Source organism: Neptunomonas japonica JAMM 1380 (assembly GCF_016592555.1).
Lineage (GTDB): Bacteria > Pseudomonadota > Gammaproteobacteria > Pseudomonadales > Balneatricaceae > Neptunomonas > Neptunomonas japonica_A.
On sequence record NZ_AP014546.1, the window covers coordinates 199,694 to 223,751 of the forward strand.

At 44.8% G+C, this 24,058-nt stretch carries 26 protein-coding genes; 18 read left to right on the forward strand and 8 right to left on the reverse strand.

Annotated features, from left to right (window positions below; genetic code table 11):
* Nucleotides 1-132: 132 nt before the first annotated feature.
* From NEJAP_RS00865 to elbB, 3 genes are all read right to left on the reverse strand, one after another.
* Nucleotides 133-834, reverse strand: coding sequence for a hypothetical protein (locus NEJAP_RS00865; RefSeq protein ID WP_201348860.1), 702 nt, complete (start codon nt 832-834; stop codon nt 133-135).
* Nucleotides 835-1,010: 176 nt separating this feature from the next.
* Entirely contained in the window at nt 1,011-2,669 is a 1,659-nt protein-coding gene (locus NEJAP_RS00870) for a GGDEF domain-containing protein (protein WP_201348861.1), read from the reverse strand.
* Nucleotides 2,670-2,862: 193 nt separating this feature from the next.
* Nucleotides 2,863-3,570: an isoprenoid biosynthesis glyoxalase ElbB gene (gene elbB, locus NEJAP_RS00875; protein WP_201348862.1), complete on the reverse strand. Its 708-nt coding sequence runs from the start codon at nt 3,568-3,570 to the stop codon at nt 2,863-2,865.
* 109 nt (nt 3,571-3,679) lie between these two features.
* Between elbB and NEJAP_RS00880 the strand changes: the two genes are divergently transcribed.
* The 9 genes from NEJAP_RS00880 (at nt 3,680) to NEJAP_RS00920 (ending at nt 12,433) form a co-directional block, all read left to right on the forward strand.
* Nucleotides 3,680-4,447: an energy-coupling factor ABC transporter ATP-binding protein gene (locus NEJAP_RS00880; RefSeq protein ID WP_201348863.1), complete on the forward strand. Its 768-nt coding sequence runs from the start codon at nt 3,680-3,682 to the stop codon at nt 4,445-4,447.
* Complete coding sequence (locus NEJAP_RS00885; protein ID WP_201348864.1) at nt 4,444-5,073, forward strand: energy-coupling factor transporter transmembrane component T family protein; 630 nt, start codon at nt 4,444-4,446, stop codon at nt 5,071-5,073. The genes NEJAP_RS00880 and NEJAP_RS00885 overlap by 4 nt, the downstream gene beginning before the upstream one ends.
* A 6-nt stretch (nt 5,074-5,079) precedes the next feature.
* On the forward strand, nt 5,080-5,640 hold the full coding sequence (locus tag NEJAP_RS00890; RefSeq protein ID WP_201348865.1) for a biotin transporter BioY: 561 nt from the start codon (nt 5,080-5,082) through the stop codon (nt 5,638-5,640).
* Nucleotides 5,641-5,876: 236 nt separating this feature from the next.
* Nucleotides 5,877-6,887, forward strand: a complete 1,011-nt coding sequence (gene hemB / locus NEJAP_RS00895; protein WP_201348866.1) for a porphobilinogen synthase — start codon at nt 5,877-5,879, stop codon at nt 6,885-6,887.
* 28 nt (nt 6,888-6,915) lie between these two features.
* Nucleotides 6,916-9,117: a polyphosphate kinase 1 gene (gene ppk1 / locus NEJAP_RS00900; protein ID WP_419197838.1), complete on the forward strand. Its 2,202-nt coding sequence runs from the start codon at nt 6,916-6,918 to the stop codon at nt 9,115-9,117.
* A 224-nt stretch (nt 9,118-9,341) separates the two neighbouring features.
* Nucleotides 9,342-10,115 carry an ABC transporter ATP-binding protein gene (locus tag NEJAP_RS00905; protein WP_201348867.1) on the forward strand — a complete coding sequence of 258 codons (774 nt, stop codon included), beginning with the start codon at nt 9,342-9,344 and terminating at the stop codon, nt 10,113-10,115.
* Nucleotides 10,116-10,175: 60 nt separating this feature from the next.
* Nucleotides 10,176-10,940, forward strand: coding sequence for an ABC transporter substrate-binding protein (locus NEJAP_RS00910; protein WP_156905140.1), 765 nt, complete (start codon nt 10,176-10,178; stop codon nt 10,938-10,940).
* A gap of 84 nt (nt 10,941-11,024) precedes the next feature.
* A complete protein-coding gene (locus tag NEJAP_RS00915; protein ID WP_201348868.1) occupies nt 11,025-11,717 on the forward strand; it encodes an ABC transporter permease in 693 nt (230 codons plus the stop codon).
* Nucleotides 11,714-12,433, forward strand: a complete 720-nt coding sequence (locus tag NEJAP_RS00920; protein WP_201348869.1) for an ABC transporter permease — start codon at nt 11,714-11,716, stop codon at nt 12,431-12,433. Before NEJAP_RS00915 ends, NEJAP_RS00920 begins: the two co-directional genes overlap by 4 nt.
* An 80-nt stretch (nt 12,434-12,513) precedes the next feature.
* Here NEJAP_RS00920 and NEJAP_RS00925 read toward each other — a convergent pair whose 3' ends face one another.
* A complete protein-coding gene (locus NEJAP_RS00925; RefSeq protein WP_201348870.1) occupies nt 12,514-13,236 on the reverse strand; it encodes an SDR family oxidoreductase in 723 nt (240 codons plus the stop codon).
* A gap of 117 nt (nt 13,237-13,353) precedes the next feature.
* On the opposite strand from NEJAP_RS00925, the gene NEJAP_RS00930 reads away from it, so the two are divergent.
* The 4 genes from NEJAP_RS00930 (at nt 13,354) to NEJAP_RS00945 (ending at nt 16,211) form a co-directional block, all read left to right on the forward strand.
* Nucleotides 13,354-14,295: a LysR family transcriptional regulator gene (locus NEJAP_RS00930; protein WP_201348871.1), complete on the forward strand. Its 942-nt coding sequence runs from the start codon at nt 13,354-13,356 to the stop codon at nt 14,293-14,295.
* 858 nt (nt 14,296-15,153) lie between these two features.
* Nucleotides 15,154-15,441: a cupin domain-containing protein gene (locus tag NEJAP_RS00935; RefSeq protein ID WP_201348872.1), complete on the forward strand. Its 288-nt coding sequence runs from the start codon at nt 15,154-15,156 to the stop codon at nt 15,439-15,441.
* Nucleotides 15,442-15,471: 30 nt separating this feature from the next.
* Nucleotides 15,472-15,777, forward strand: coding sequence for a DUF2007 domain-containing protein (locus NEJAP_RS00940; RefSeq protein WP_201348873.1), 306 nt, complete (start codon nt 15,472-15,474; stop codon nt 15,775-15,777).
* Nucleotides 15,778-15,956: 179 nt separating this feature from the next.
* On the forward strand, nt 15,957-16,211 hold the full coding sequence (locus NEJAP_RS00945; protein ID WP_201348874.1) for a ribosomal protein L7/L12: 255 nt from the start codon (nt 15,957-15,959) through the stop codon (nt 16,209-16,211).
* Between the two features lie 113 nt (nt 16,212-16,324).
* On the opposite strand, the gene NEJAP_RS00950 is transcribed toward NEJAP_RS00945, so the two are convergent.
* Nucleotides 16,325-16,768 carry a YtoQ family protein gene (locus NEJAP_RS00950; RefSeq protein ID WP_201348875.1) on the reverse strand — a complete coding sequence of 148 codons (444 nt, stop codon included), beginning with the start codon at nt 16,766-16,768 and terminating at the stop codon, nt 16,325-16,327.
* Between the two features lie 387 nt (nt 16,769-17,155).
* Here NEJAP_RS00950 and NEJAP_RS00955 point away from each other — a divergent pair, with 387 nt between their 5' ends.
* Nucleotides 17,156-18,040, forward strand: a complete 885-nt coding sequence (locus NEJAP_RS00955) for a DMT family transporter (RefSeq protein ID WP_201348876.1) — start codon at nt 17,156-17,158, stop codon at nt 18,038-18,040.
* A gap of 5 nt (nt 18,041-18,045) precedes the next feature.
* Here NEJAP_RS00955 and NEJAP_RS00960 read toward each other — a convergent pair whose 3' ends face one another.
* The gene (locus NEJAP_RS00960; RefSeq protein WP_201348877.1) at nt 18,046-18,831 is read right to left on the reverse strand and encodes a tetratricopeptide repeat protein; all 786 of its coding nucleotides are present in this window, start codon (nt 18,829-18,831) and stop codon (nt 18,046-18,048) included.
* A gap of 276 nt (nt 18,832-19,107) precedes the next feature.
* On the opposite strand from NEJAP_RS00960, the gene NEJAP_RS00965 reads away from it, so the two are divergent.
* The gene (locus NEJAP_RS00965) at nt 19,108-19,449 is read left to right on the forward strand and encodes a hypothetical protein (RefSeq protein WP_236591014.1); all 342 of its coding nucleotides are present in this window, start codon (nt 19,108-19,110) and stop codon (nt 19,447-19,449) included.
* Nucleotides 19,450-19,549: 100 nt separating this feature from the next.
* On the forward strand, nt 19,550-19,789 hold the full coding sequence (locus NEJAP_RS00970; RefSeq protein ID WP_201348879.1) for a GlsB/YeaQ/YmgE family stress response membrane protein: 240 nt from the start codon (nt 19,550-19,552) through the stop codon (nt 19,787-19,789).
* Nucleotides 19,790-19,873: 84 nt separating this feature from the next.
* On the opposite strand, the gene NEJAP_RS00975 is transcribed toward NEJAP_RS00970, so the two are convergent.
* Nucleotides 19,874-20,770 carry a LysR family transcriptional regulator gene (locus NEJAP_RS00975; RefSeq protein ID WP_201348880.1) on the reverse strand — a complete coding sequence of 299 codons (897 nt, stop codon included), beginning with the start codon at nt 20,768-20,770 and terminating at the stop codon, nt 19,874-19,876.
* A gap of 156 nt (nt 20,771-20,926) precedes the next feature.
* On the opposite strand from NEJAP_RS00975, the gene NEJAP_RS00980 reads away from it, so the two are divergent.
* Entirely contained in the window at nt 20,927-21,472 is a 546-nt protein-coding gene (locus tag NEJAP_RS00980; protein WP_201348881.1) for a carboxymuconolactone decarboxylase family protein, read from the forward strand.
* A gap of 45 nt (nt 21,473-21,517) precedes the next feature.
* The gene (locus tag NEJAP_RS00985; RefSeq protein WP_201348882.1) at nt 21,518-23,116 is read left to right on the forward strand and encodes a pyridoxamine 5'-phosphate oxidase family protein; all 1,599 of its coding nucleotides are present in this window, start codon (nt 21,518-21,520) and stop codon (nt 23,114-23,116) included.
* Nucleotides 23,117-23,222: 106 nt separating this feature from the next.
* Here the strand turns inward: NEJAP_RS00985 and NEJAP_RS00990 are convergent, their stop codons facing one another.
* Nucleotides 23,223-24,056, reverse strand: coding sequence for an SDR family oxidoreductase (locus tag NEJAP_RS00990; protein ID WP_201348883.1), 834 nt, complete (start codon nt 24,054-24,056; stop codon nt 23,223-23,225).
* Between the last annotated feature and the right edge of the window lie 2 nt (nt 24,057-24,058).

Consider the following 24,058-nt stretch of genomic DNA (forward strand, 5'->3'; position numbering starts at 1 on the left):
TTACTCTATACTCACATCACTCGCTATGTATCTCAATTAAGGCGAGTGATGACTACAACAAATTTTTGTAGCGCTTTAATGAAGCTCGCTGTAGCACTTTATCAACTAAGACGAATCTGAATAAGTTAATAGTCACATAGCTGATGATTGCCTTCTCTTTGTATTGTCTTCGCATCGTTTACGGTAGTAAAAAAACTGAATAATTATCCCTAACTTTAACAGCGCACTGATAGTGCCTAGCAATAATAATGGCCAGCCATCAGTAAACCCCAATACTAGTCCAAATGCCACATTAGCCAGATCTTTACACATGAAAACTGTATTCATTGGTAGAGAGAGTACACCGGTCGTTTTCTCTTTATGAATTTTGCGTATCTGCTGTATACCCCCCTGTAACATAACCAGTGTTGCGCCAAGAGCCAGAGCTATGGAAGTGGAGCGTCCGATGACCAGTACATCCTCACGATATAGAAAAGCTATACAGGCTATCGCCATACAGACTAGACCAGTGAAAAAGGGTACTTTCTGAGATATAGAGTCTCTGTCGATATAAATTTCATACAGAATGAACAGAGTCATTGAGGCGGCAAAAAAACGCGTTACTAACATATAGTATTCGACGTCATCGAGCATGATGGAATAAAGGAAAAATGCATAGAATGCGATGAAACTGGAGAAGAATGCATTAGCTGAAATGGACTGTGTAGCATAGCCAGAGACTGTTGATAACCCGTCGGTCTTACGTTTTTTGATCCGTCGTAGTTGGTCCACAAGACCAAAAAGGCAACCAATAAAGAATATGGAACTGAGCATACCTACTGCGTTATATAACATTACTAACCTTTAAAACGAAGAAAACTGGAGTCAATAAAGAGTCCCGTTATTAGAGTATTCAAGTATGAAATAGGCAGAGATTATAAACCTTATAACAAGTTAATATACGTCTGAAAACGGCATGGCAGGTCTGTCTTAGGTGTAAAGGGAGGGCTGATACAGGGTTGTATTCTCGATTAAATATGAGAAGTAATACCTTGATCTTCATGAGGATTCAGTAACGCTTTTTTACTGCGTTTATGCTTATACATTCGTTTGTCGGCTAGCGATAAACATTCTGATTGATTATTACCTTCTAGGCTGGTGGCGACTCCATAACTAATACCGGCGCTATACCAGCCTTGTTGACGTAATTCATGCTCACATTCGGCGATTAGAATGCTGGTTTTGCGTACCAGTGCGGCTAAATCATTTTTTTTGTGTACATCAAATAGCCACACAAATTCGTCTCCTCCGGTACGGAATACATCGCCTTTATCATGGATTTTTCTTTTCATGAGCGAAGCGCCTTCAATCAAAAATAGGTCGCCTTTTTCATGTCCAAGTTGGTCGTTAATCGATTTGATACCATCAAAATCAATAAATACTATAATGAAATTATTTTTAAGTTCGGCGAATTTTTCATTCATTAAATGGCGATTGCCAGTATTAGTTAGTGGATCAATACGGGCAAGATAGATTGAGCGGTTATAATTTTTTTGTTGGCTGTAAAGCCATTCCGCTAAGGAGAGTAATATGCAAATGCAGTCTATGGCCAGTGCAAATAAAACAATCAACTCTGGGTATGCAGATATTGTAATAATTTTGGCATGTAATAGAACATAAATTAGCAGAGCGGTGCCGTAACTTAAATTTCCAAAGAGGTAGTATTTAGCGCGAGGGAATTTGCTACGAAGCATTTTTGTGCCAATTGCCACGCTCGAAGTTATCCACACTAGCGCAATAATGTGTGAGATGGCAAAAGCTATAGAATAGTTAATCCACGGGAGCAACAAACCTATTACGATGCAAGCAAAAGCAAGGGTGTTAAGGTACCGCGCGAGTATGAAAGACTCTTGTTGACAGTTAAAGAGTAGTTTTGTGAATTGGCTGGCAAATGCGATGGCGAAAGGGAAAATTAAGATGCCGCCATAGCTTAAATTGACGCTGTTTATAGAGAAAATATCGTCAAGTAATCCAGCGGCAAGAGCCCAGCCAATGCCATGGAAGCCAATATATCCGGCGCAAGCGATCGTAATACTATTTTTTGTTCTAAAGAAAATAATCACCGCGATGAGCGCTAGTGTCAGCATCACAGTTATGGCCGCTATTGTTATAACGTTAACAATAAGTTGATTTTGATAAAATGCAGGGGCGTTATAGATCTTGATGGACAAGGGATTTGCATAGTGTTTGGCGTCTACGTATAGCCATAAATAGCCTTGTTCTTGCTTTTGTGTAATAAGCCTAATGGCTTGTGAATGCATTAATGGTGGCGTTCGGTCATCGTTTAATTGAGAGAACTCATCGAGTCTTTCTACGCTTCCGTCATCGCGTTGCCAGAAGGCGAGGCCAATGTCGACAAAGGTTAAGGTAGGATTTACAAACCAAGTTTGAGTGTGGGCGCTATTATTCTTTAGAGCGAGCCTTGTTACATAGCCACCTGAGTGTCCTACTAATGTTCCCTCAATCGGTTGAGCATGTGTTAGCCATTTTTCTATTGAGGAAAAGTCAGAGAGAGGCTCTTGTGAATCTACTTTATGCCAGACGCCTATCTCATTTATTTCGAGTGTACTCTTTCCGGCTAATCTGAAGAAATCCCCAGCCACCGCGTGGCTGCAAAAGAGTAAAACCATCAGTGATTTCAGAAGAAAAGTATATGGCATCCTGCACTTGGTTCTCTAAAGGGTTGATGAAGTACACGTTTTAAGCCTTATTTAAAAAATAGTCTCATTTTAGCGAAAACCAAACTTAGTACTCACTAAAAAATTTTAAACGATTCGTTTTTATGGATTGGAATCTCATATGGCCAACGAATACTTAGGGTGTTTAAGCTCGCTGCAGTACTTCATCCACTAGCTTATTAATACCGCTGGCCGCTTCGCTAATGGAACCCGCCAACATATAAGCAGGAGTGCTAATGATATTGCGTTCCTGATCGATGACTATTTCACTAACAGGACAGCTTTGGTGCGAGCCTCCCATCGTTTCGATTGTTCCGGCTATGTCGGTATCGGTACCAATGGTGCAAGTAGCCCCTTCGCCAAAGATTAAGGGTGTCATGGTAGGAGCAATACAGATAAGGCCAACAGGTTTGCCTGCATGATGCATTGCTTGAGCAAACAGTTTTACCTGATTGTTAATGGTGCTCTGTGCGCCATTAACAGCGAAATCCGACAGGTTTTTGGCAGCACCAAATCCGCCGGGAATAATCAACCCCGCATAATCATCTGAGTTTGCTTCAGCTAAATTAATAATGTCCCCTCGAGCTAAGCGCGCGGCTTCAACCAATACATTACGTGACTCACCTTCAACTACTTCACCATTGAGGTGATTTATCACATGAAGTTGTTCAATATCGGGTGCCATGCATTGATATTCACTTCCTTGTTGTTCAATCCGTAGCAGGGTTAAAACAGATTCGTAAATTTCTGATCCGTCGAATACTCCGCAGCCGGATAAAATAACCGCAATTTTTTCATGGATTACTTCTCTATGTTTGTTGGTTATCTTTTGTCTATCGTTAGAGAATAACATTGTGATATGTCGATTTATAAGCATTCAAATCATGGGCGGTTTACATTTTCATGCCCGACAAGTGCGGCTATACTTTCGGTCCTTTTTTAATCTTGTAGCGAATATCACCGTGTCTTGGTTTTCAGGAAAACAAAAAACTCCCGCGTTGACTCACGAAGCGCCACTATATCCATCGCTTGCGGGTAACATCTGCATTGAGCAGGTGGATCTTCAGCGTGCTGATACTCCTCTATTTCAGCAGTTATCATTAAGTTGGAATGAAACGCGTGTCGGATTGATTGGCAATAATGGCTCAGGTAAAAGCTCATTGGTGCGTTTACTTAATGGACTGATTACACCGGAGCAAGGGCGGGTGTCGGTGTTTGGTTATGATACGGTGAAGCAAGCAGCGCTGATGCCTGCGTTGGTTGGGTTTATTTTTCAGAACCCCGATCACCAAATGATCTTTCCAACGGTCGCAGAAGAGCTGGCATTTGGCTGTGAGCAATTAGGCCAGTCAACGCAAAAAGCCAGAGCTTCGGCGTTGGCTTTATTGGCCGAGCAGGGAATAGAGTCATGGGCTGATCGACCTGTAACCCAGTTGTCAGAGGGGCAGAAACAGCGCGTGTGCATTCTGTCTGTGTTGATTATGAAGCCTCGTTTACTGATATTAGATGAGCCGTTTTCGTCGCTCGACTTACCCACAAGGCGCTTGTTACTTGCGCTTATCCATAACACAGATACACATGTGCTCCTTATCAGTCATGATTTTAGCGTTTACGATGATTTTGACAGACTTATTTGGGTGGATGGTGGCCAGATTAAAGCAGATGGTTTGCCGGATGAAGTGATACGTTCATATATCGCCAGCGTTGATAATCTTTCAGTTTCTTTATGATTACTCTCTATTTAGCGCGCAGCAGTTGGCTTCATTGCTTGCCAGCGGGTTTTAAGCTCTGTTTACTAGCGGCCTCTAGCATGTTGATTTTGCCGGTTACTCAAATTGAGTTGATGCTTGCGTTTACGCTGGCGACGGCATTGATATACGGAACACTCGGTGACCGTGGCTGGCAGCATCTAAGTATGCTTAAACCACTGTTGCCATTTTTGGCTGTCATCATGTTGTTTCATTTTTGGGCAGGCTCTTCTTACGAGGGCAGCGTATCTGTGCTGAGGTTGGTGACTATGTTCTTGTTAGCTAACTTGATAACGCTAACGACCCGCATGACTGACATGATGGCTGCCTTGCAACCAGTATTTTTGCCTTTGCAATGGGTTGGTATTTCGCCCCGTTCGTTGGCGTTGGCTGTTGCATTAATGGTGCGTTTTGCTCCAGTGTTGGTGTTGGTTATGAACAACCTGGATGAAGCGTGGAAAGCCCGAGGAGGAAAAAAACAAAAATGGCGCTTAATAGTGCCGCTTATTATTCAGGCGATTCGCTTATCTGATCATGTCGCCGAAGCATTAACCGCACGGGGTGGCAGCAGTAAAATCTCTGTTCGTCCCATAGAAGTCAGGAGATAAACAAGTATGAACAAAGACAGAACTCTCGTGCAGATTGCACTCTATGCAGCAGTGATCGCCGCACTTGGACTGTTACCTAAATTTAATATCCCAGTGGCGGGCGGCGTTCCATTAACGGCTCAAACACTTGGCTTAATGTTAGCTGGTATCATGCTGGGACCCGTACGAGGTTTCTTATCGGTGGCACTGTTTATTTTGGTGGTTGCGTTGGGCGCGCCTTTATTGGCTGGTGGACGTGGTGGCTTGGGAGTGTTTGCAGGGCCTACCGTTGGATTTATTGTGGGTTTCCCGTTTGCCGCGCTGGTCACTGGCTTAATGATGCAGCAGCTTAAAAACATTAAGCTTTTTGCAGCTGCGCTTATATCGTCGATAGTCGGCGGTATTCTGGTGCTGTATGCATTTGGAATCCCAGGTATGGTGGCGATGACGTCGTTAGACTTTTCCGGTGCAGCAAAAGCCATTCTAGTATTCATCCCAGGAGATCTGGTTAAGGCGTTGATTGCTGCGTTGATTGCGCAGTCTGTGTTGCGAGCGATGCCTGGTATTATTGCTTCACGTCAGACTTAAAGAATAAGCGCGTTATACCTGAAAAAATAGGTATATACAGCCAGCGGTGCTGCCGGCTGTTTTTTGCATTAGACCTACCTACTGATGCCTGTCATATTCATTTTCATCCAGAATACGTTAAGATTAAAACCATGAAAAGTTGCCGAAAAGCAGCGTAGAATTAGATGAAACATGGCGTTTGTCATCAGTTTGTCATATAGATTTAGTAAATTTACTCAGATAAAAAGGATATAACCGTGGCCTTTAATGATAGCCAGCGCTTTTTTCCGGAAACACGTATGCGTCGCATGCGCGCAGATACTTTTTCGCGTCGTTTGATGCGAGAAAATCAGCTGACACCGAATGACCTTATCTACCCAGTATTCGTAATTGAAGGGAGCAATAGCACAGAAAGCGTTGCTTCTATGCCGGGTGTGCAACGTATGAGTATTGACCTGCTCGTTAAAGAGGCGAAAGAAGTTTCCGCGCTGGGTGTGCCTGCAATGGCGTTGTTTCCTGTGACGCCACTTTCTGCAAAGTCAGAGTTCGCAGAAGAAGCTTACAACCCAGACGGCTTGGCTCAAAGAGCAGTTAAAGCGATAAAAGATGCTTGCCCTGATTTAGGCATTATTACCGATGTGGCGTTAGATCCATTCACCACGCATGGGCAAGACGGCATCATTAATGATGCCGGTTATGTACTGAATGACCGCACCGTAGAGGCGCTTATTCAACAGGCGTTGTCACACGCAGAAGCAGGAGCTGATGTAGTGGCTCCAAGTGACATGATGGATGGCCGGATAGGTGGTATCCGTGAAATTTTAGAAGAAGGTGGGTATGTGAACACTCGCATCATGGCGTACTCTGCAAAGTATGCAAGTGCTTACTACGGACCTTTTCGTGATGCCGTTGGCTCTGCTGGCAACTTAGGTAAGAGCAATAAAAATAGTTACCAAATGGACCCTGCCAACAGTGACGAAGCGCTACACGAAGTAGGCTTAGACCTGGCAGAAGGTGCAGACATGGTTATGGTTAAACCGGGTATGCCTTATTTAGATATTGTGCGCCGGGTAAAAGATGAATTTAAAGTACCGACCTTCGTTTACCAAGTCAGTGGCGAATATGCGATGCATATGGCTGCTTTCCAGAACGGCTGGTTGGATGAGCGTAGTGTGATGATGGAATCGTTACTGGCATTTAAACGTGCTGGCGCTGATGGCATTTTGACTTACTTCGCGAAGCGAGCAGCCCAACAAATGAACGAATAGTCGGTCTCTCACTATACTGGAGACAGAGATGACTGAGCAGGTCACTGCGATTGATGAACAGGTATATACGATGAGTGAAGAAATGATGCAAAATCAGGCCGCGCAGGCACTGGTGGATAGTCGCGAAATTTTACCAACGGTAGATCACCCTGTTGAGGTTGAGCCGGTTGATCTTAAAGCGCCGGAACTCTATATCAATCGCGAGCTTAGCCAGTTGCAATTTAATGTTAGGGTACTGGAGCAAGCATTGGATGATCGTTATCCATTACTTGAACGCCTGATGTTCTTGCTTATCTTCTCCAGTAACTTAGATGAATTTTTCGAGATCCGCGTAGCGGAGCAACTACGTCAGCTCAAATATGGGCGTGAGACAGTGGGCCCGGATGCTATGCATCCGAAAAAGGTAATTGAGAAGATCCGCGAAATTTGCCAAGTTAACGTTGATCGCCAATACCGTATTCTTAATGAAATCATGTTTCCTGAAATGGAAAAGAGCGGCATTCACTTTTTACGCCGCCGTGATTGGTCTCCTGAACAGCTTGTTTGGATTAAAAACTTCTTTGAAGAGAAGGTTGTGCCGGTTATTAGTCCGATAGGTTTGGACCCTGCCCATCCTTTCCCTAAACTCGTTAATAAAAGCCTTAACTTTATTGTGCAGCTCGATGGCAAAGATGCCTTTGGCCGTGAAACTGGGTTGGCGATTATACCTGCACCGCGCTCCCTTCCTCGCTTGATTCGTTTGCCTGATGAGTTATGTGATGCTGGGGATAATTTGATTTTCTTGTCATCTGTTATTCATGAGTGCGCGGCTGAGTTGTTCCCTGGCATGACTGTGCTGGGTTGTTATCAGTTCCGTATTACTCGAAATGCCGATTTAACCTTCGATTTTGAAGAGATGGATGACTTAGCGCGAACCTTACGCGGTGAGTTACATTCGAGAAAGTACGGCGATGCGGTGCGACTAGAAATTGATGACCGCACACCAGAAGAACTCATCGACTTCTTGAAAATAGAATTCCACCTAGATGAAGAACAGGTTTATAAAGTCGATGGTCCCGTCAACCTTACACGTCTTATGACAGTTAGGGATTTAGCCGGACGCCAAGAACTTAAATGGCCGCCTTTCTCGCCGGGTGTACCGGGCAAGCTGAAAAAAGAGAAAGAGCCTAATGTATTTCAAGCGTTAAAAACGAGTGATCAGCTGTTAATGCATCCGTTCCAGTCCTTTACACCCGTCGTTGATCTGCTGATGAAAGCGGCCAAAGACCCAGATGTGATAGCGATAAAACAGACGCTATATCGTACGGGTGATAAGTCCGATATCGTCAATGCGCTGGTAGAAGCTGCGCGTGCGGGTAAAGAAGTGACCGTGATTATTGAGCTGCGCGCGCGTTTTGATGAAGAGAGTAACTTGCATCTGGCGAGCCGGCTGCAAGAAGCCGGTTGTTTGGTGGTGTATGGTGTTGTGGGCTATAAAACGCATGCAAAAGCGATGCTGATTGTACGCCGTGAAGGTACTAAACTCGTACGTTACTGCCACTTGGGTACAGGTAACTATCACTCGGGTACTGCACGTTTATACACTGATTACAGTTACCTTACCTCGAATGATGAAATTGGCGAAGATGTTCATAAGGTGTTTCAGCAATTAACAGGGATGGGTAAAATTCAGCGTCTCAAAAAGCTCTACAACGCGCCATTTACCCTACATGCCAAAATGCTGGAGCTAATTCAGCATGAGACAAAACTTGCCTCTAGCGGTAAGCCTGGGCATATCATCGTTAAAGTGAACGGCTTAACTGAGCCGAAGATGATTCGCGCTTTGTATGAAGCATCACAAGCAGGCGTTAAGGTTGAACTGATTATCCGTGGTATGTGTCGTTTACGCCCTGGGTTGCCGGGTATATCGGAAAACATAACAGTACGTTCTATTATTGGGCGCTTCTTGGAGCATACACGGGTTTATTACTTCGGGAATAACGGCAAGCCAGAAGTGCTCTGTGCCAGTGCAGACTGGATGGAGCGTAACATGCTTAACCGTGTGGAAACCTGTTTCCCCGTCACTGGCAAGCAAGGTGAGCGTGTTAAGAAAGAACTAGACTACTATTTAGCTGATAATACTCAGAGTTGGGAATTAAAAGCGGATGGTAGCTATACGCTGCTAAAACCTGGCGAAGGTGTAGAACCTTTTAGTGCGCAGCAGCAATTACTGAGAGATTTTGCCAGCTAAAGCAAATTAAACCGTTTTAAGGGCGCCTTTGGGCGCTCTTTTTCGTTGTGGCGACCTTATTTTAGTATTTTCAGACATCTCAGCATCAGAAATAGGCGCAATCGTTGCGTTTTTAATCTAAATCAGGAAAATAGACTTATAAGTCAAATGTTTCATATAAGAAATAAGATGGCGTATTATGGTCTTTTTACTGATCAACTATGCGCACAATAATGGAAAACACTATGTCTGATACCTCGATCGCGCTCGAATTGACCGATATACATAAATCCTATGGAAGTCTTGAAGTACTTAAGGGCGTTTCACTTAAGGCGAACGACGGGGATGTCATTTCGATTCTCGGTTCAAGTGGCTCAGGCAAAAGTACACTGCTTCGCTGTATTAATTTGCTTGAACAGCCCGCCAAAGGCCAAGTGATCATTGGTGGTGAAGAACTAAAGCTTAAGACCGGCAAATCCGGTGACCTTGAAGCAGAAAACCGCAAACAACTCGAAGATATGCGCTCGCGTATCGGGTTCGTATTTCAAAGCTTTAACCTCTGGCCTCACAAAACTATCCTTGGCAACATCATCGAAGCACCTATGAATGTTTTAAAGCAACCTCGTGAGCAGGCTGTTGAGCGTGCCGAAGGCTTGCTGAAAAAAGTAGGGCTTTACGAAAAGAAAGATGCTTACCCGGGCAATTTATCAGGTGGCCAGCAGCAGCGTGTTGCGATAGCGCGTGCGTTGGCGATGGACCCACAGGTGTTACTGTTTGATGAGCCCACTTCTGCATTGGATCCTGAACTAGTAAACGAAGTATTAAGCGTTATGCGCGAGTTGGCCGATGAGGGCCGAACTATGTTGATCGTCACGCATGAAATGCGTTTTGCGCGTGATGTATCAAGTCAGGTCGTATTTCTACATCAAGGACAGATAGAAGAGATAGGGCCACCAGAGCAAGTGTTTGAAAACCCGAAATCTCAACGTGTACGTGACTTTATGTCCAGCCACAACTGATTTTGGCGCCACACAAAAGAGACCCACTATAATAATTTTTATAATATAGAGAGAAACCTGATGAGTGTTCGTAAAATTATTGCAGCTGTTACGTTAGTCGCTGGCGCTTTTGCCGCAACCCAGGCTTTTGCAGGTGATAAGATCCGTATCGCTACTGAAGGGGCTTATGCGCCTTTCAATATGAAAAATGAACAAGGCGAGCTGATCGGCTTTGATGTCGAAATTGCTAAAGCGTTGTGTGCTGAAATGAAAGCTGACTGTACAATCGTTGAGCAAGACTGGGATGGAATGATCCCTGCGCTTAAAGGCCGTAAGTTTGATGCGATTGTTGCTTCTATGTCCATTACTGAAGAGCGTTTGCAGGCGGTTGACTTTACAGACCCGTACTACACCAATGCATTGGCGTTTGTTGGCCCTAAAGGTGCCGAGCTTAAAACAGATAAAGCCTCTCTTAAAGGTAAAACACTGGGTGCTCAGCGTGCCACTATCGCAGGCCAGTACCTAGAAGACGTATTGGGCGATGTCGTTTCTGTAAAGCTGTATGACACGCAAGATAATGCTTATCTAGATATGGCGACTGGCCGCTTAGACGGCCTAGTTTCTGATAAATTCCCTGCGTATGACTGGTTAAATACCGATGCAGGTCAGAAGTTTGAATTTAAAGGCGAAACCATTAAAACAGAATCTGTGGATAAAATTGGTATTGCCATTCGTCACGGTCAGGATGACCTGAAAGCGAAATTCAACAAAGCGTTAAAAGCAATTGTTGATAACGGCACTTATGCTGTCATCAATGCTAAATACTTCCCGTTCTCTATCTATTGATCGGATCAATGCGCGAGCGATGACAGCTCGCGCATTACTCATAATGGATAATTCACTAACGTCCCGCTGTAAGAGAATAATAACGTGATAGATCTGCATGGGTTTGGTCACCTGTTATTGGCTGGAACATGGGTCACCGTCAAGCTGGCATTAGTCAGTTTATCGTTAGGCCTAGTGTTTGGCTTGTTAGGTGCAGCCGCCAAGTTATCAGAATATAAAGTGCTTCGCGCAATAGCGACCGCTTATACCACGCTGATTCGTGGTATTCCTGAGTTGTTGATTGTATTCGCTATCTACTTTGGTGGTTCTGCCTTAGTGATGGCTGTTGCCAGCATGTTTGGTTACGATGAATACATCGAAGTGAACCCATTCATGGCCGGTGTGGCCGCATTGTCTATCGCCTTTGGTGCATACGCAACCGAGGTGTTTCGTATGGCGATTTTATCGATTCCGCAGGGACAATGGGAATCGGCCCAAGCGTTAGGTATGACGCGTAGCAACACCTTCTTTCGTATTATTCTTCCGCAAGTCTGGCGTGTAGCACTGCCTGGGTTAGGCAATTTATTCCAAGTATTGCTAAAAGATACCGCGCTAGTATCGGTTGTGGGTCTACAAGATATTATTCGTCAAGCGACTACAGCGATTAGCTCTACAAAAGAACCGTTCACATTTTATCTGGCGGCTGCTTGCATTTATCTAATACTGACGGCAATTGCTACTGCTGGCACACTTTGGATGGAACGAGCTTGTACTCCGCAAGCGAGGTACAAAGGATGAATTGGGATATTATCATTAAGTACTATCCAAAACTGTTGGATGGTGCTCTGTTAACCTTAGAACTCGTTGTTATTTCGGGTGTGATAGGCGTTATGCTGGCGGTGCCAATCGCACTGATGCGTGCTTCAAAAAAACCGTGGTTACGTTTGTTCCCGTTCTGCTTTATTTACTTCTTCCGTGGTACGCCACTGCTGATACAAATCTTCCTGATTTACTATGGCGCTTCTCAGTTTGAGGCGGTGCGTGAGTCGGCGCTATGGACCATACTGAAAGAGCCATACTGGTGTGCCATTATCGCCTTTACGTTAAATACAGCGGCTTACAGTGCTGAATTATTTCGCGGTGCAATTCAGGCCATACCTAATGGTGAGCTGGAAGCCGCTGATGCTTTTGGTATGAACTGGTTATTAAAAACTCGACGTATCGTTATTCCGCGTGCATTCGGTATTGCTTTACCTGCATACGGCAATGAAGTTGTGCTGATGCTCAAAAGTAGTGCGCTGGCTTCCACTATTACCTTGTTGGATCTCACTGGTATGGCGCGTACGATACAAGCACGTACCTATACACCGGTAGAGTTGTTTACTGCGGCGGGAGTTATTTATCTAATAATGGCAGCGGTCGTTATTGGGCTTTTCCGCTACATGGAAAGCCGTTTCAATCGCTATCAGTATTACAAGCCTAATGTTGATCAGATGGGCGTTGATAAACAGTAGTTCTTATCAGTAGCACATGAGCAAAATAAAATGTAACACTCAAAAAAAACGGCCAATGGGCCGTTTTTTATTGCTGTAATTTAAGGTTGCTGGCGAGTAGCAGTAATGACCACATCACGAATGTTAACGCCTTGTGGTTGTGCGTACATAAAGGCAGCGGTACGGGCGATATCATCGGCCGCTAATATACCACCCATCGACTCTTTCCAGTCTTCATAGCCCTCAATGATCTCCTGCGATGTGGTATGGCTTAGTAGTTCTGTTTCTACCGCACCTGGGCAAATACTCATAATACGTACATTACTGTCTGCGACCTCTTCACGAACGTTTTCGCTAATGGCGGATACGGCAAACTTGGTACCTACGTAAGCGGCATGATTAGGGAAAGATTTCTTACCAGCAATAGAGCTCACATTAATGATAGTGCCTGCATTTCTGATTTTCATATCTGCCAGCACCGCTTGCATGGCGTTAAGCAGTGCAAGAACGTTAATGTCGTACATTCGCTGCCATTCCATCGGGTCCTGAGTGTCTATCTGGCCGAGTAACATAAGGCCGGCATTATTAATGAGGCAATCCACCGGGCCGTGAGCCGCTTCGGCTTCTTTTACAGCAGCCTGAAAAGCAACTGCATCTGTCATGTCTACTTGGCGGCATAATGCATTTGGCAATTTAAGCGCTTGCAGCTTCTCAACGCGGCGAGCAACTAATAGCAAAGGATGGCCAGCCGCTGCAAAATGTTGTGCCATAGCGGCTCCAATACCGGAACTTGCGCCTGTGATAACTACCAGTGATTTAGTCATGTGGATATCTCTTATGTTGAATGCCATTAAAGCACTAAAGTAAATGGATATTGCACATGATAGGGATAGGCATTAATGTGATAAATACAGTTAATTAAAAAACATTGTTAGGCTTTTATGAACAATATATCTTGGCGAGGTATCCGTGCTTTTATTAGCGTGGCAGAACACGGTGGTTTTACAGCAGCGGCAGAGGTGTCGGGCTTTTCCAAAGCCAACCTTAGCCAGCTAGTAACGGAGCTAGAAGCCGCGTTGAGTGTGCAATTGTTGTATAGAACGACCCGGCAATTACGTTTAACAGAGATTGGTGAGGGTTACTATGAGCGTTGCAAACTGGCGATGCAGCAGTTGGATTCAGCCGCTGAGTGGGCGAGCCAATCTACGCATGAGCTTAAAGGCTTGATCCGCATGAATGCGGTGGGAGGCCCCTTGGGTGAAGACTTACTGGCTCCGCTGGTGATTGATTTTCAGCGTCGGCATCCAGGGATTAAAGTGGATTTAGATTTTTCCAGCATACGTGTGGACCTAATTGCTAGCCACTATGATCTTGTGATGCGCATGGGGGAGTTACCAGACTCAAGCCTGATCTCAAAAAGGTTACATACTGTAATAACCCGCTATGTAGCTAGCCCTGATTTCTTACGTAATAACCATCAAATTAAAACGCCGAATGACCTAAAAAACGTCCCACTTATCTGCGGGAGCGTTGATTATTGGGCCTTGAGTTGTAAAGCAGAGCGAGTAACGATTCATGTTGACGATGCTATTAAGGTCTCCAGCGGAAGAGTGATGCGCCAAGCGGCACTGGCTGGGTTAGGCGTCACTCGACTGCCCGATGTATATGTACAGGAGGATCTTAAAAATGGCAGGCTAGTAGAGGTGTTACCTGACTGGTCTGAAGAAACACAGCTCACACTGATATGCCCGCCATTGCGGCATCAGTTGCATAGAGTAAGAGTGCTAATGGAGTTCCTAAAAACGCACTTTGAAGCACGTTATCAATGCGCCTTGAGTAATGGGCCTAGTGAAGCTCTAAAATCTAATTCATATCTTTATTAATACCCTGATCAAACGGGTCAAGCTTCTTGCTGTCACTTCTTTACTAGCGCTTGCTACAGTGCATCGAAATAGCTATGTTATGTATACGTTATGCACTATAGGGAAATACTTATAACGTGGCCCAAGGACGCGTCATGTTAGCATCATCTATGGTTTGTGTAGCCCTGTCCTTTTTTAAGCGCTCGTATATGTGTATTTTCCAGTTTAATAAATGATGGGGGAAGACTCATTGTTTTTTATTTTATAAATCAAACCCTTATGTCTACTAACTTTTGGCATATGTACTTAATAGAGGGGAGCTCGATAATAATTATTATGAGGAAGGTTTTTCTCATAAACAGACTGTTATGAGTGTTGAGAAAGGTAGATGATTAAAGAATTGAAGAGCGCAGTTTCTGAAGCACTAAAACCTAAGGTTCAGTGTTGTTTTTGTGGCGACCAAATCAAGGATCAAACGCCCATTATGATAACCTTAGATCTTTGAGATGGTCATTTTCAGTCAATGTATGCTCATGGGGGGAATGTCTACAAGAAAGGCTTCACCCTTCAGTGCCTTTCGTTTCTCCAGAAGTGTTAAATAATTATTAGTGTTGTGAGCAGTTTCGCACATAACAAGGTCATCAAAAATCGCGCATTTCATGCGCTGGACTCGCAACAAGTTGCTCGCTCTTTACTGCGGCGTTAGCTTTCAGAGTTACCCATATTTAGTAGACACCTATATAGTTAGATTTGGATCTAGCAGGCCTCGTTACAGAAACATTCCTCAGAGTGTGATGCGAATAGATTCTTTGAAGCGTGTAAAACGAAAAATATAAAAGCCGATCAGATATAAACGATTAACAAATAAGAGAAATAATAATGATTGAACGTCCAACGTTTGTAATGACAGAGCAAATTGATAACCCACGGACTTGTGTTAATCACCTGCACTTTCCTGCAGGGAGTGAAACCCGTTGGCACCGCCACGAGAGAGACTATGTGATTGTGCCCATGCATAGTTGTGAGTTGCTTATAGATTCAGGGGAAGGGGCGAAGCCCGTTAAGCTAACCGCAGGGGAGTGTTATTACCGTGATGCTGGGGTTGAGCATAATGTGATTAATCCTTCAGAAATTGACATTACCTTAATTGAAGTAGAAATTAAGTAGTCTCAGTTTTAGCGTGATGGGGCTTCAGTGATGAAGATGGTTTATACCAGCGAGAATCAGTTCTTAGTGAACAATGCTAAAAACCTTATTGAGGCACAGGGTATTGGTACGTTTCTTAAGAATGAGTTTGCACAGGGGGCTGTCGGTGAGACATCAGCCTTTGATGCTTGGCCTGAAGTTTGGATCTTTAGTGATTCAGATTATGAGCAAGCTCTCAACATCATTGAAACATCCCTCAGTTGCAATAATGCTATTGAGTGGCTTTGTGAAAATTGCCATGAGAAAAACGACCCCTCTTTTGAGGTTTGCTGGAACTGTCAGCACAGCAATGTGTGAAGGTGTTTCGTTCAGTTTTGAATAATAATGGTGTTACGGTTTAGTCTATGAGCAAAGATTGACTATACTGAATGTATTCGTCTGTCACCCAGCAGTAGAGAGTTAAACCATGGCGACAGGTGACATGTTCTGAGTAACAGTAAGCTTACTGACGTAAGGTTTTAATAAAGGACTATAAATTGAGCCCACATGTTGAGTTTGAACCCGAAGTGTTAACGGCGTTAAATGCGGGTAGAAAAATCGATGCAATCAAAGCGCTGCGGTCATTACGTGGCATCGGCCTTAAAGAAGCCAAGGAGCTAATTGATAGCTACGCTGATGCGCATAAGCCGAAAGGTAAATCTATAGAGGTGGCTGAAAGTAACTTTAGCGTCGCTAAGCTGCTTTTTGTTGGGCTGATAATCTATCTGGCTTATAAGTTTTTCAATAGTTAAAAGCGAGTGCTAAAGATCATCTCGGCCTATTAAGCGGCTAACTCCCAAGAAAAACACTTTTCTCTTGAGAGTTGCAAGTTCACTCCGTAACAAGCAATTATTCGCTAAATCACTTATTTTTCTAAAATAACGTATCTCAGTATTTCAACTACTTGCGCAGGTGTTGTTGCCCATGCCATAGCAGATGCATCCACTTCTTTTAGAGGATGTATAATGTCATCAGCGTGTAGCGTGATGTAGGGCTTATCCAGTGCCGCACAGTAGCCTGCATCAAAGGCTGCGTTCCACTGCTTGTATTTATCTCCAAAACGAATAATAGCAATGTCACATTTAGCTATAAGGTTCTTGGTGCGGATACCATTAACCTTTGATGATTTGTGGTCACGCCAAAAGCTATTGTCTTCAGCGCCGAGTAAGTCTCCTGCTGCATCACTTGCTTCGTGGTTAGTGACTGCAGAGCTAAAGGTTACTGGCAAGTTATGCGCTTTTGCGCCATCGATAAGCTGCTGTCGCCAGTCAGTATGTATTTCGCCAGAGAGGTAGATATTCCAGTTCATAGGGCTTCCTATTTTTATGAATGCATTTAGCTGGGGCTGTAAGGGGGGATTCTACAGCATCATTCGTATGATTTTCTGTACAAATTATATATAGCTGAAAGTGGTTTCCATTAACGATTTGTTTGAAATAAGGTGACACGATAAGCGTGATGGGTATCGTGTCTAATGGCTGTGCTTATTATATGTGATTGCAATGTAATCTCTTGCTCATGCGAGTAAGATGTCTCTTCCAGTCTATTAAGCTAATACTGGATACTGCTTTTTTGATGCTTTTTTGATGCTTTTAACTCTACTGTCCGTATTTAATCATGTGAGCGCAGCAAGCTTATAACAAGAGCTTTTGGGCTTTTGATATGTGCGCCTAAGTAATCTCTTGAGATCCATGCTGTGATTCAATCAAATGCCGCTAAGTCGGACTTATTATTGGTAATGGTAACGCTACTTGCTGCGGCTGGGTGGATATTCTCTAAAGAGGCGCTTTCTGGCATACCGCCTCTGATGTTTATTGGTTTGCGGTTTTTAGTGGCCGGGCTGGTGTTGTCCCTATTTGGTTGGCAAGCATTGCGGGCACTGGATAGGCGAGGCGTCTTGCGCACGGTCTTGGTAGGTATGTCATTTGGTGTGGCTATGATTTTTTGGATCTTAGGGCTGCACCATGCGAATCATATAGGCGTGGGTGCGTTCTTGACCTGTCTAGGCGCTGTTTTCGTGCCGATTGTGGCTACTTTGTTTGGTGAACGAGCTAATCGTGCCGTGTGGTTCTCGCTCCCTCTGGCGGCTATTGGGCTTGCCAGCTTGTCACTGGATAGTCAGTTTATGATGGGTTGGGGTGAGCTCTCATTCTTGTGTGCTGCTGTTTTGTTCGCGTTTACCTTTGTTTTGAATAGCCGGGCGGCTGCTAAAACATCGCCTATTGCTTTAGCTGCAGTTCAGTTGGTGGTGGTTGGACTGGTGGCATTACCAGTCTCATTGCTGAGTGAGGTCTGGACGTTTGCTTGGCCTGCCTCAATTTGGATGTGGATGCTTGCCAGCATCTTTATTGCGACCAGCTTGCGGTTCTTTATGCAGACTTGGGCGCAAAGCTTATCTAGTGCAAGTAATGCGGCGGTGATCATGACATTAGAGCCGGTATGGACGGCTATGCTAGCAGCCGTTTGGTTTGGTGAGACAATGACCGCTATGCAGTTAGGAGGCTGCGCCCTAATTTTTAGTGCCTTACTGGTTAGCCGTTGGCACAGTGTACGAAATGCAGTGCGTATGTTGATTAAATAAGCGCATTACTCTTGCGCAAGTGCCTCTTTGGCGGGGCCGTAATTCTGCGTGGCAGCACGTTGTAACCACTCTTGTGCAGCTTCTAGGTTTTTGGCTTGCCCTTTGCCTGTGTGTAGCATTACAGCGAGTGCGTATTGTGCTTCGGCGTCGCCTTCTTGTGCTGATTGTTGAAAGAGCATGGCTGCTTTTTTAAGGTCGCGAGGCATACCTTGGCCGGCTTCGTGCATCCATGCGAGCCGCGTGCGAGAGCGGGTATCACCCATATTGCTAAGGCGCTTCCAGATAATCGCAGCTTTTTCATATTGCCTAGTAACCTGCAGGCTTTCTGCGCGGTAAAAGTCTTTGTCTCGCTGGCTTCTTACTGTGTTGTTACGTTGCTCAAGCAGTGCTACTGCATCCTCGTCGCCTTGCGCGGCAGCCGCACAGAGCCACTTATCTGCTTTAGCATCATTCCTAGGTGTTTTTATACCGTCAGAGTAAAGGAGCCCTAAGCGGTATTGTGCTTTACTGCTGCCTGCTATTGCTGCTCTTTCATAGTGTTCTATAGCGTGTTGGTTGTTTTGCGCAACGCCGAGCCCATCTTCATACAAGATACCTAAATTGAAACTGGCTTGTGCATTTCCTCTGTTTTCAAGTGCTTCCCAGATGGAGCGCGCGTTATCGTAGTGCCCCATTTTAAATTCGGCATAGCCTTTATAGTTACCTACAACGGGGTTGCGTACAATGTCATATAAGTCGAGCTCTTCAGTATTTGCCGTGCTAGCTGCATCAGCGTGAGCTGGGAGTGCCATAAAAGATAGAGCCGCTAAGCATAAAGCCACTGAGGATGATGTTATACAGGTGAATCTGAGAAGCTTAATTATTAGAGGTTTTAGCATGTTAAGCCCTCTTTAGATGACGGCGAGAAGGTATTCTGCTTTTAGGGTGCCCATAAGATATGTATACAGGAATGGGTTTGCGGTAAAAATTGAACTGAAGAACTAATTTCTAACTCTACAATAGGCTCAGGCTAATTTCAGTCTTGCTACAGAGCTCGTATTTTTGAAAAGGAGAAGCGTGTGCTTCCAATGGGAACAATTATGACGGGGTGCATGATGCTAGGGTTGCTCTTTGCGACTCGGTTACCGGTATTACGCACAGTGCAGAAATTGCCGGCATGGTTTAGAAAAACAATGGCGTTTGTGGTGTTTGCTGCCGGAAGCTGGAATGTGTTCTGGTATGCGATGCGTCATTTTGCTGAGTTTTGGGGGAGTGCAGCCTTGGTCTCTGGTTGTTTAATGCTACTTACCTCTGCTTATATATTTAATACCAAGTGCTTACCACGAGTCCTCCAAAAGATGCGCCCAGGTGTGCTGTTTCTGTTGCTATGTTGTGCTGTGTTATATGGTGTGACTATTTACCGGCTTTGAAGTCATAATTCATTCAGTTCAAAGGGCGTAGATTTATTTATAGAGCCTATTACGTGGGTATTGCTTGAATAAATTTGTTTAACAACACAAAGGTATGAATATGGGTATCATCATTTTTTTAGTCATTGGCGCCGTTGCAGGCTGGTTGGCTGGCACGTTAATGAAAGGTGGTGGCTTTGGACTGCTGGGTAATATTGTTGTTGGTATTGTCGGTTCTGTGGTCGGGGGCTTTGTTTTTAATTTGCTTGGCATTACTGCAGGTGGGATGGTGGGGTCAATCGTGACGGCAACGGCAGGAGCTGCATTGTTGCTCTTTATTATTAGTCTTATAAAGAAATAACTTTCAGTAAGACTTCTTGGTTTTGCTTTGAAAGCTTATTGCTTTTAACTTTGTTAAATAAAGCATCAGCTTTGTAGAGTTAACTTAGTTTAATGAGCTATCGGCGCGTAAGCGTTCTGCCATTAAATCTACAAATGTGCGAATCTTTGCGGAGGCATAACGGCCTTCGCGATGCACTATATGCACAGGCCAAGCGGCTGGCTCGTATGTTTCTATTAGTCTGACTAATTTCCCTGAAGCGATCTGCTGGCTGACTTGGTACGACAGTAACCGAGTAATGCCAAAACCTCCCAGTGCAGCTTCTAGCGCTGCATCATTCGTGTTAACGGTAAGCCTTGGTTTTATGCGTAAAGGTTTGCCGTCTGTCGTGTTTAAATGCCAATCAATTGAGCCTACAATGGCACTGGATGCAATGATCGAGTGCTCTAATAGGTCGTCAGGCTTATGCGGTATTTTATGCTGCTGCAAGTACTCAGGAGAGGCGCATATAATGCGTCGTACCGAACCTACTCTTAATGCCCGCATGCTTGAATCTGACAGCTCACCAATGCGTATGCCTACATCTAACCCTTCTTCAAGCAGGTTGACTACCCGATCAATAAATACGGCTGATACTTCGGTGTTTGGATAGCGTTGTAAATAATCAACAATGCCGGGCGTGATAAATTGTCGACCAAACAGAGCAGGCGCTGTTACAGCTAAGTGGCCTTGAGGTTCGGCGTTGATTCCGGCCGCTGCTTCATCTGCAGATTCCACTTCAGCCAATATCCGTCGAGCATCTTCAAGGTAGCGTTGTCCTGAATCACTGGTGCGTACATAGCGTGTTGTACGGTTGAGCAACTTAACATTTAGGTGCTCTTCCAAAGCAGTGATGGCGCGGGTAACTGACGGAGGAGACATGCGTAACCGTCTTGCTGCAGCTGCAAAGCCTTGTTCTTCGGCAACAGCAACAAAAACATTCATTAGGTGAAAACGGTCCATAGTATTTCCTGATGTAGTTGGCTTTCATAATTCCAATAAATGGAATTGTGAATTGTATTTTCTGGTTATTCTTATTCTAAATGGAATTCTGCATAGTGTCATCACAGCAACGCCGTTGTGAACTCAGCACTTAATGAGATTTCCAGGAGAAGTAACATGAGCCGTATTAACGTTATAGATACCCATAATGCCAACGCAGAACAACAAGAGCTGCTTGATGCTATCCAATCACAATTAGGCATGGTGCCTAATTTTCTTAAAATCTTTGCTAATTCACCCTCGGCACTACGCGCTTTTTTGGGGTTACACAGTATTGCCGGTGAGGGCAGTTTGGATGAGCAAACCCGAGAGCGTATTGCGTTAGCGCTTGCGCAGCAAAATGCTTGTCAGTATTGCGTTTCTGCCCATACGGCGATTGGGCGTAAAGTTGGATTATCTGATTCAGAGATTGACGCTAACCGTGCTGGTTCAAGTGAAGATGCTAAAGCAGCCGCGGCTGTTAAATTTGCGCAAGCATTAGCCGAGCACAGTGGAGATATCACAACAGCAGAATTGCTTGAGGTACGTGCAGCGGGTTATAGCGAATCTGATATTGTAGAGATTATTACGCATGTGGGAATGAACACATTAACCAATATTCTGGGTAAAGCGAGTCGTGTTGATATCGATTTTCCTAAGGTAGATCTACAGCTGGCTTTGTAAGTTTCACATAGCTAACTAAAAAATAAACCTCGGAGGGTTCACGTTATGGGACACAAATTTGCAGAGATCGCATTCACTGAATCTGTCCGGGATGTACAGCAGCAGCTGGGTAGCCGTGCAGGATATGCCAGTATGGATGAAGGAGAAGATCACAATAACTTGCTCAGCCAGCATGAAGCAGACTTTATCACTGCGCGTGATAGTTTTTATATGGCAAGTGTGAGCGAAACGGGTTGGCCTTATGTGCAGCATCGCGGTGGGCCAGCTGGTTTTATTAAGGTTATTGATGCACAAACGATAGGCTTCGCTGATTTTAGTGGTAATCGACAGTACGTAACTGTGGGTAACCTTCGTAAAGATGATCGCGTATCTTTGTTTCTTATGGACTATAAAAATCGTCGTCGTCTCAAAATTTTAGGGCGCGTACGCTTGGTCGAGCTTGAAGAGACAGAGCTGTTAGCAGCACTTGAGGTGGATGACTACCGAGCACGTGTAGAACGGGGCTTTGTGATTCATATTGAGGCATTTGATTGGAATTGTCCGCAGCATATTACGCCGCGATACACCGAAACTGAGGTGGAAGCGATGCTAGAGGCGAAGGATGCAGAAATAGCTGCCAAGAGAGCGGGGCAGGTTGAAGAAAATGTTGAACAAGCAACTCATACGCAGGCAAATACATTCTCAGTGCTTGGCCAAGGTGAGTTGTCGTTAGTGATATCGGGTGTGCGCCAGCTTACCCCGCGTGTGCGAGCGTATGAGTTGCGGACGCTTGATGGATCAGAATTACCTAAAGTAGAAGCCGGCTCACATTTACGTGTGCCAGTACGGCTTAAAAACGCAGAGTTATCAGAACGGCATTACTCTATCTGCTCTAACCCTACGCGCTGCGACATCTATGAAATTGCCGTATTGAAAGAAGCGCAGAGTACGGGTGGCTCCGAGGCGGTACATGAGAACTTTGACATCGGTTTGCAGTTAAATTGTGATCTTCCACAGAATAATTTTTCATTACATACCGATACGCGTCCTGCCGTGTTAATTGCGGGTGGTATTGGTATTACGCCCATTAAAGCGATGGCTCAGGCATTAGAGGTAAGAGGGTCTGAATTGCAGTTGCATTATGCGGGTCGAGGTGAAGCTGAAATGGCTTTTAGCGACCGCTTAGCACGAGAGTTTACTAAGCGTCTCAGCTTGTATCGCGCCACACATGCAGAGCACATGGATGTTGCTCATCTCCTCAGTACTTCGCCTGCGGATGCCGTTTTTTATGTGTGTGGCCCACATCGCTTAATTGATGATGTCGTCAAGCAGGCAGAGGCTCTGCAGATAAACCCAGAGCGCATAAGGTTTGAGCGTTTTTCTGCCGCACCTGCTGCCAATGCTCAACCGATTGAAGTGGAGTTGCGTCGTTCAGGTGTGCAGATTCAGGTTGGTCGTGATCAGAGTATTCTTGATGCCATGCTAGATGCCGGTGTCGATGCGCCCTTTAGCTGTAAAGCAGGTATTTGTAAGTCATGTGCTGTAACAGTGCTTGAAGGCGAGCTTGAACACCGTGATTCAGTGTTGACTCCTGCTGAGCAGCAAACCTCGATCTGCCCTTGTATATCGCGTGCTAAAGGTAAGCGCTTGGTGTTGGACATATAAAGTTGGATATATAAGTGGCTGGATATATAAAAAGTACGTTATAGAGAAGCATCAGCCTGTTTGATATTGGCTGATGTTATCTGAGGTTTACTAGCGGTTAGGTGTTCTAAGATTGCTCGTTTAGCGCGAGTGCAAACCCTGCTTTATAGTCGGGATACAAAAATTGATATCCTGACGCTTGTAAGCGTTGGCTATTACAGCGTTTGCTACCACCACGTCTAATTTCTACTGCTTGTGTTGTTTCTATGTTCAGTTGTTCTGCTAGCCACACGGTGATCTCGCGAATGGGTGTTGGGTTTAGGTCGCTGGCCAAATAGAGCGTATCTACCGGTTGATTTTCATTAACGCGCTGGATTAGGTGAGCAAGCACGCCGGCGCAATCGTCTCGGTGAATTCGGTTGCTGTAGTGCAAATCTTCTCGCGCAATGCTACCGCCTTTTACACGGTCAATTAGATGGTTTCTGCCCGGCCCATAAATACCGCTAAAGCGCACCACAGTGGCATTACCTTTTTCTAATACAGCGCGTTCTGCTTGTCGCATTATTTGCCCGGATACTTGCTCAGACTCGGTGGACGATTGCTCGTCGATCCATTCATGCTGGTGTTGGCCATATACACTGGTGCTGGATGTAAAGAATAGATGTTTTGGTTGTTTCGGTAGCGCATCGTAGATATTGTTGAAGCCGTCTATATACGCTTGTTGGTATGCCTTTTCGCTACGGCTGGTTGCTGCAGCGCAATAGATTAAGATATCAACATTTGGTAAGTCTGATAGTGTATCTTTATCAGAGAGATCCGCAGAAATAGCGTGAATGCAGTCAGGAAGCTGGTTTATAGTACGTCGTAAACCGAAGACGTGATGGCCTTGTGTTGCTAGCGTAACACCTAGAGCACTTCCTACGTCGCCACAGCCAGCAATAAGGATACGCAGTTTATTCATGG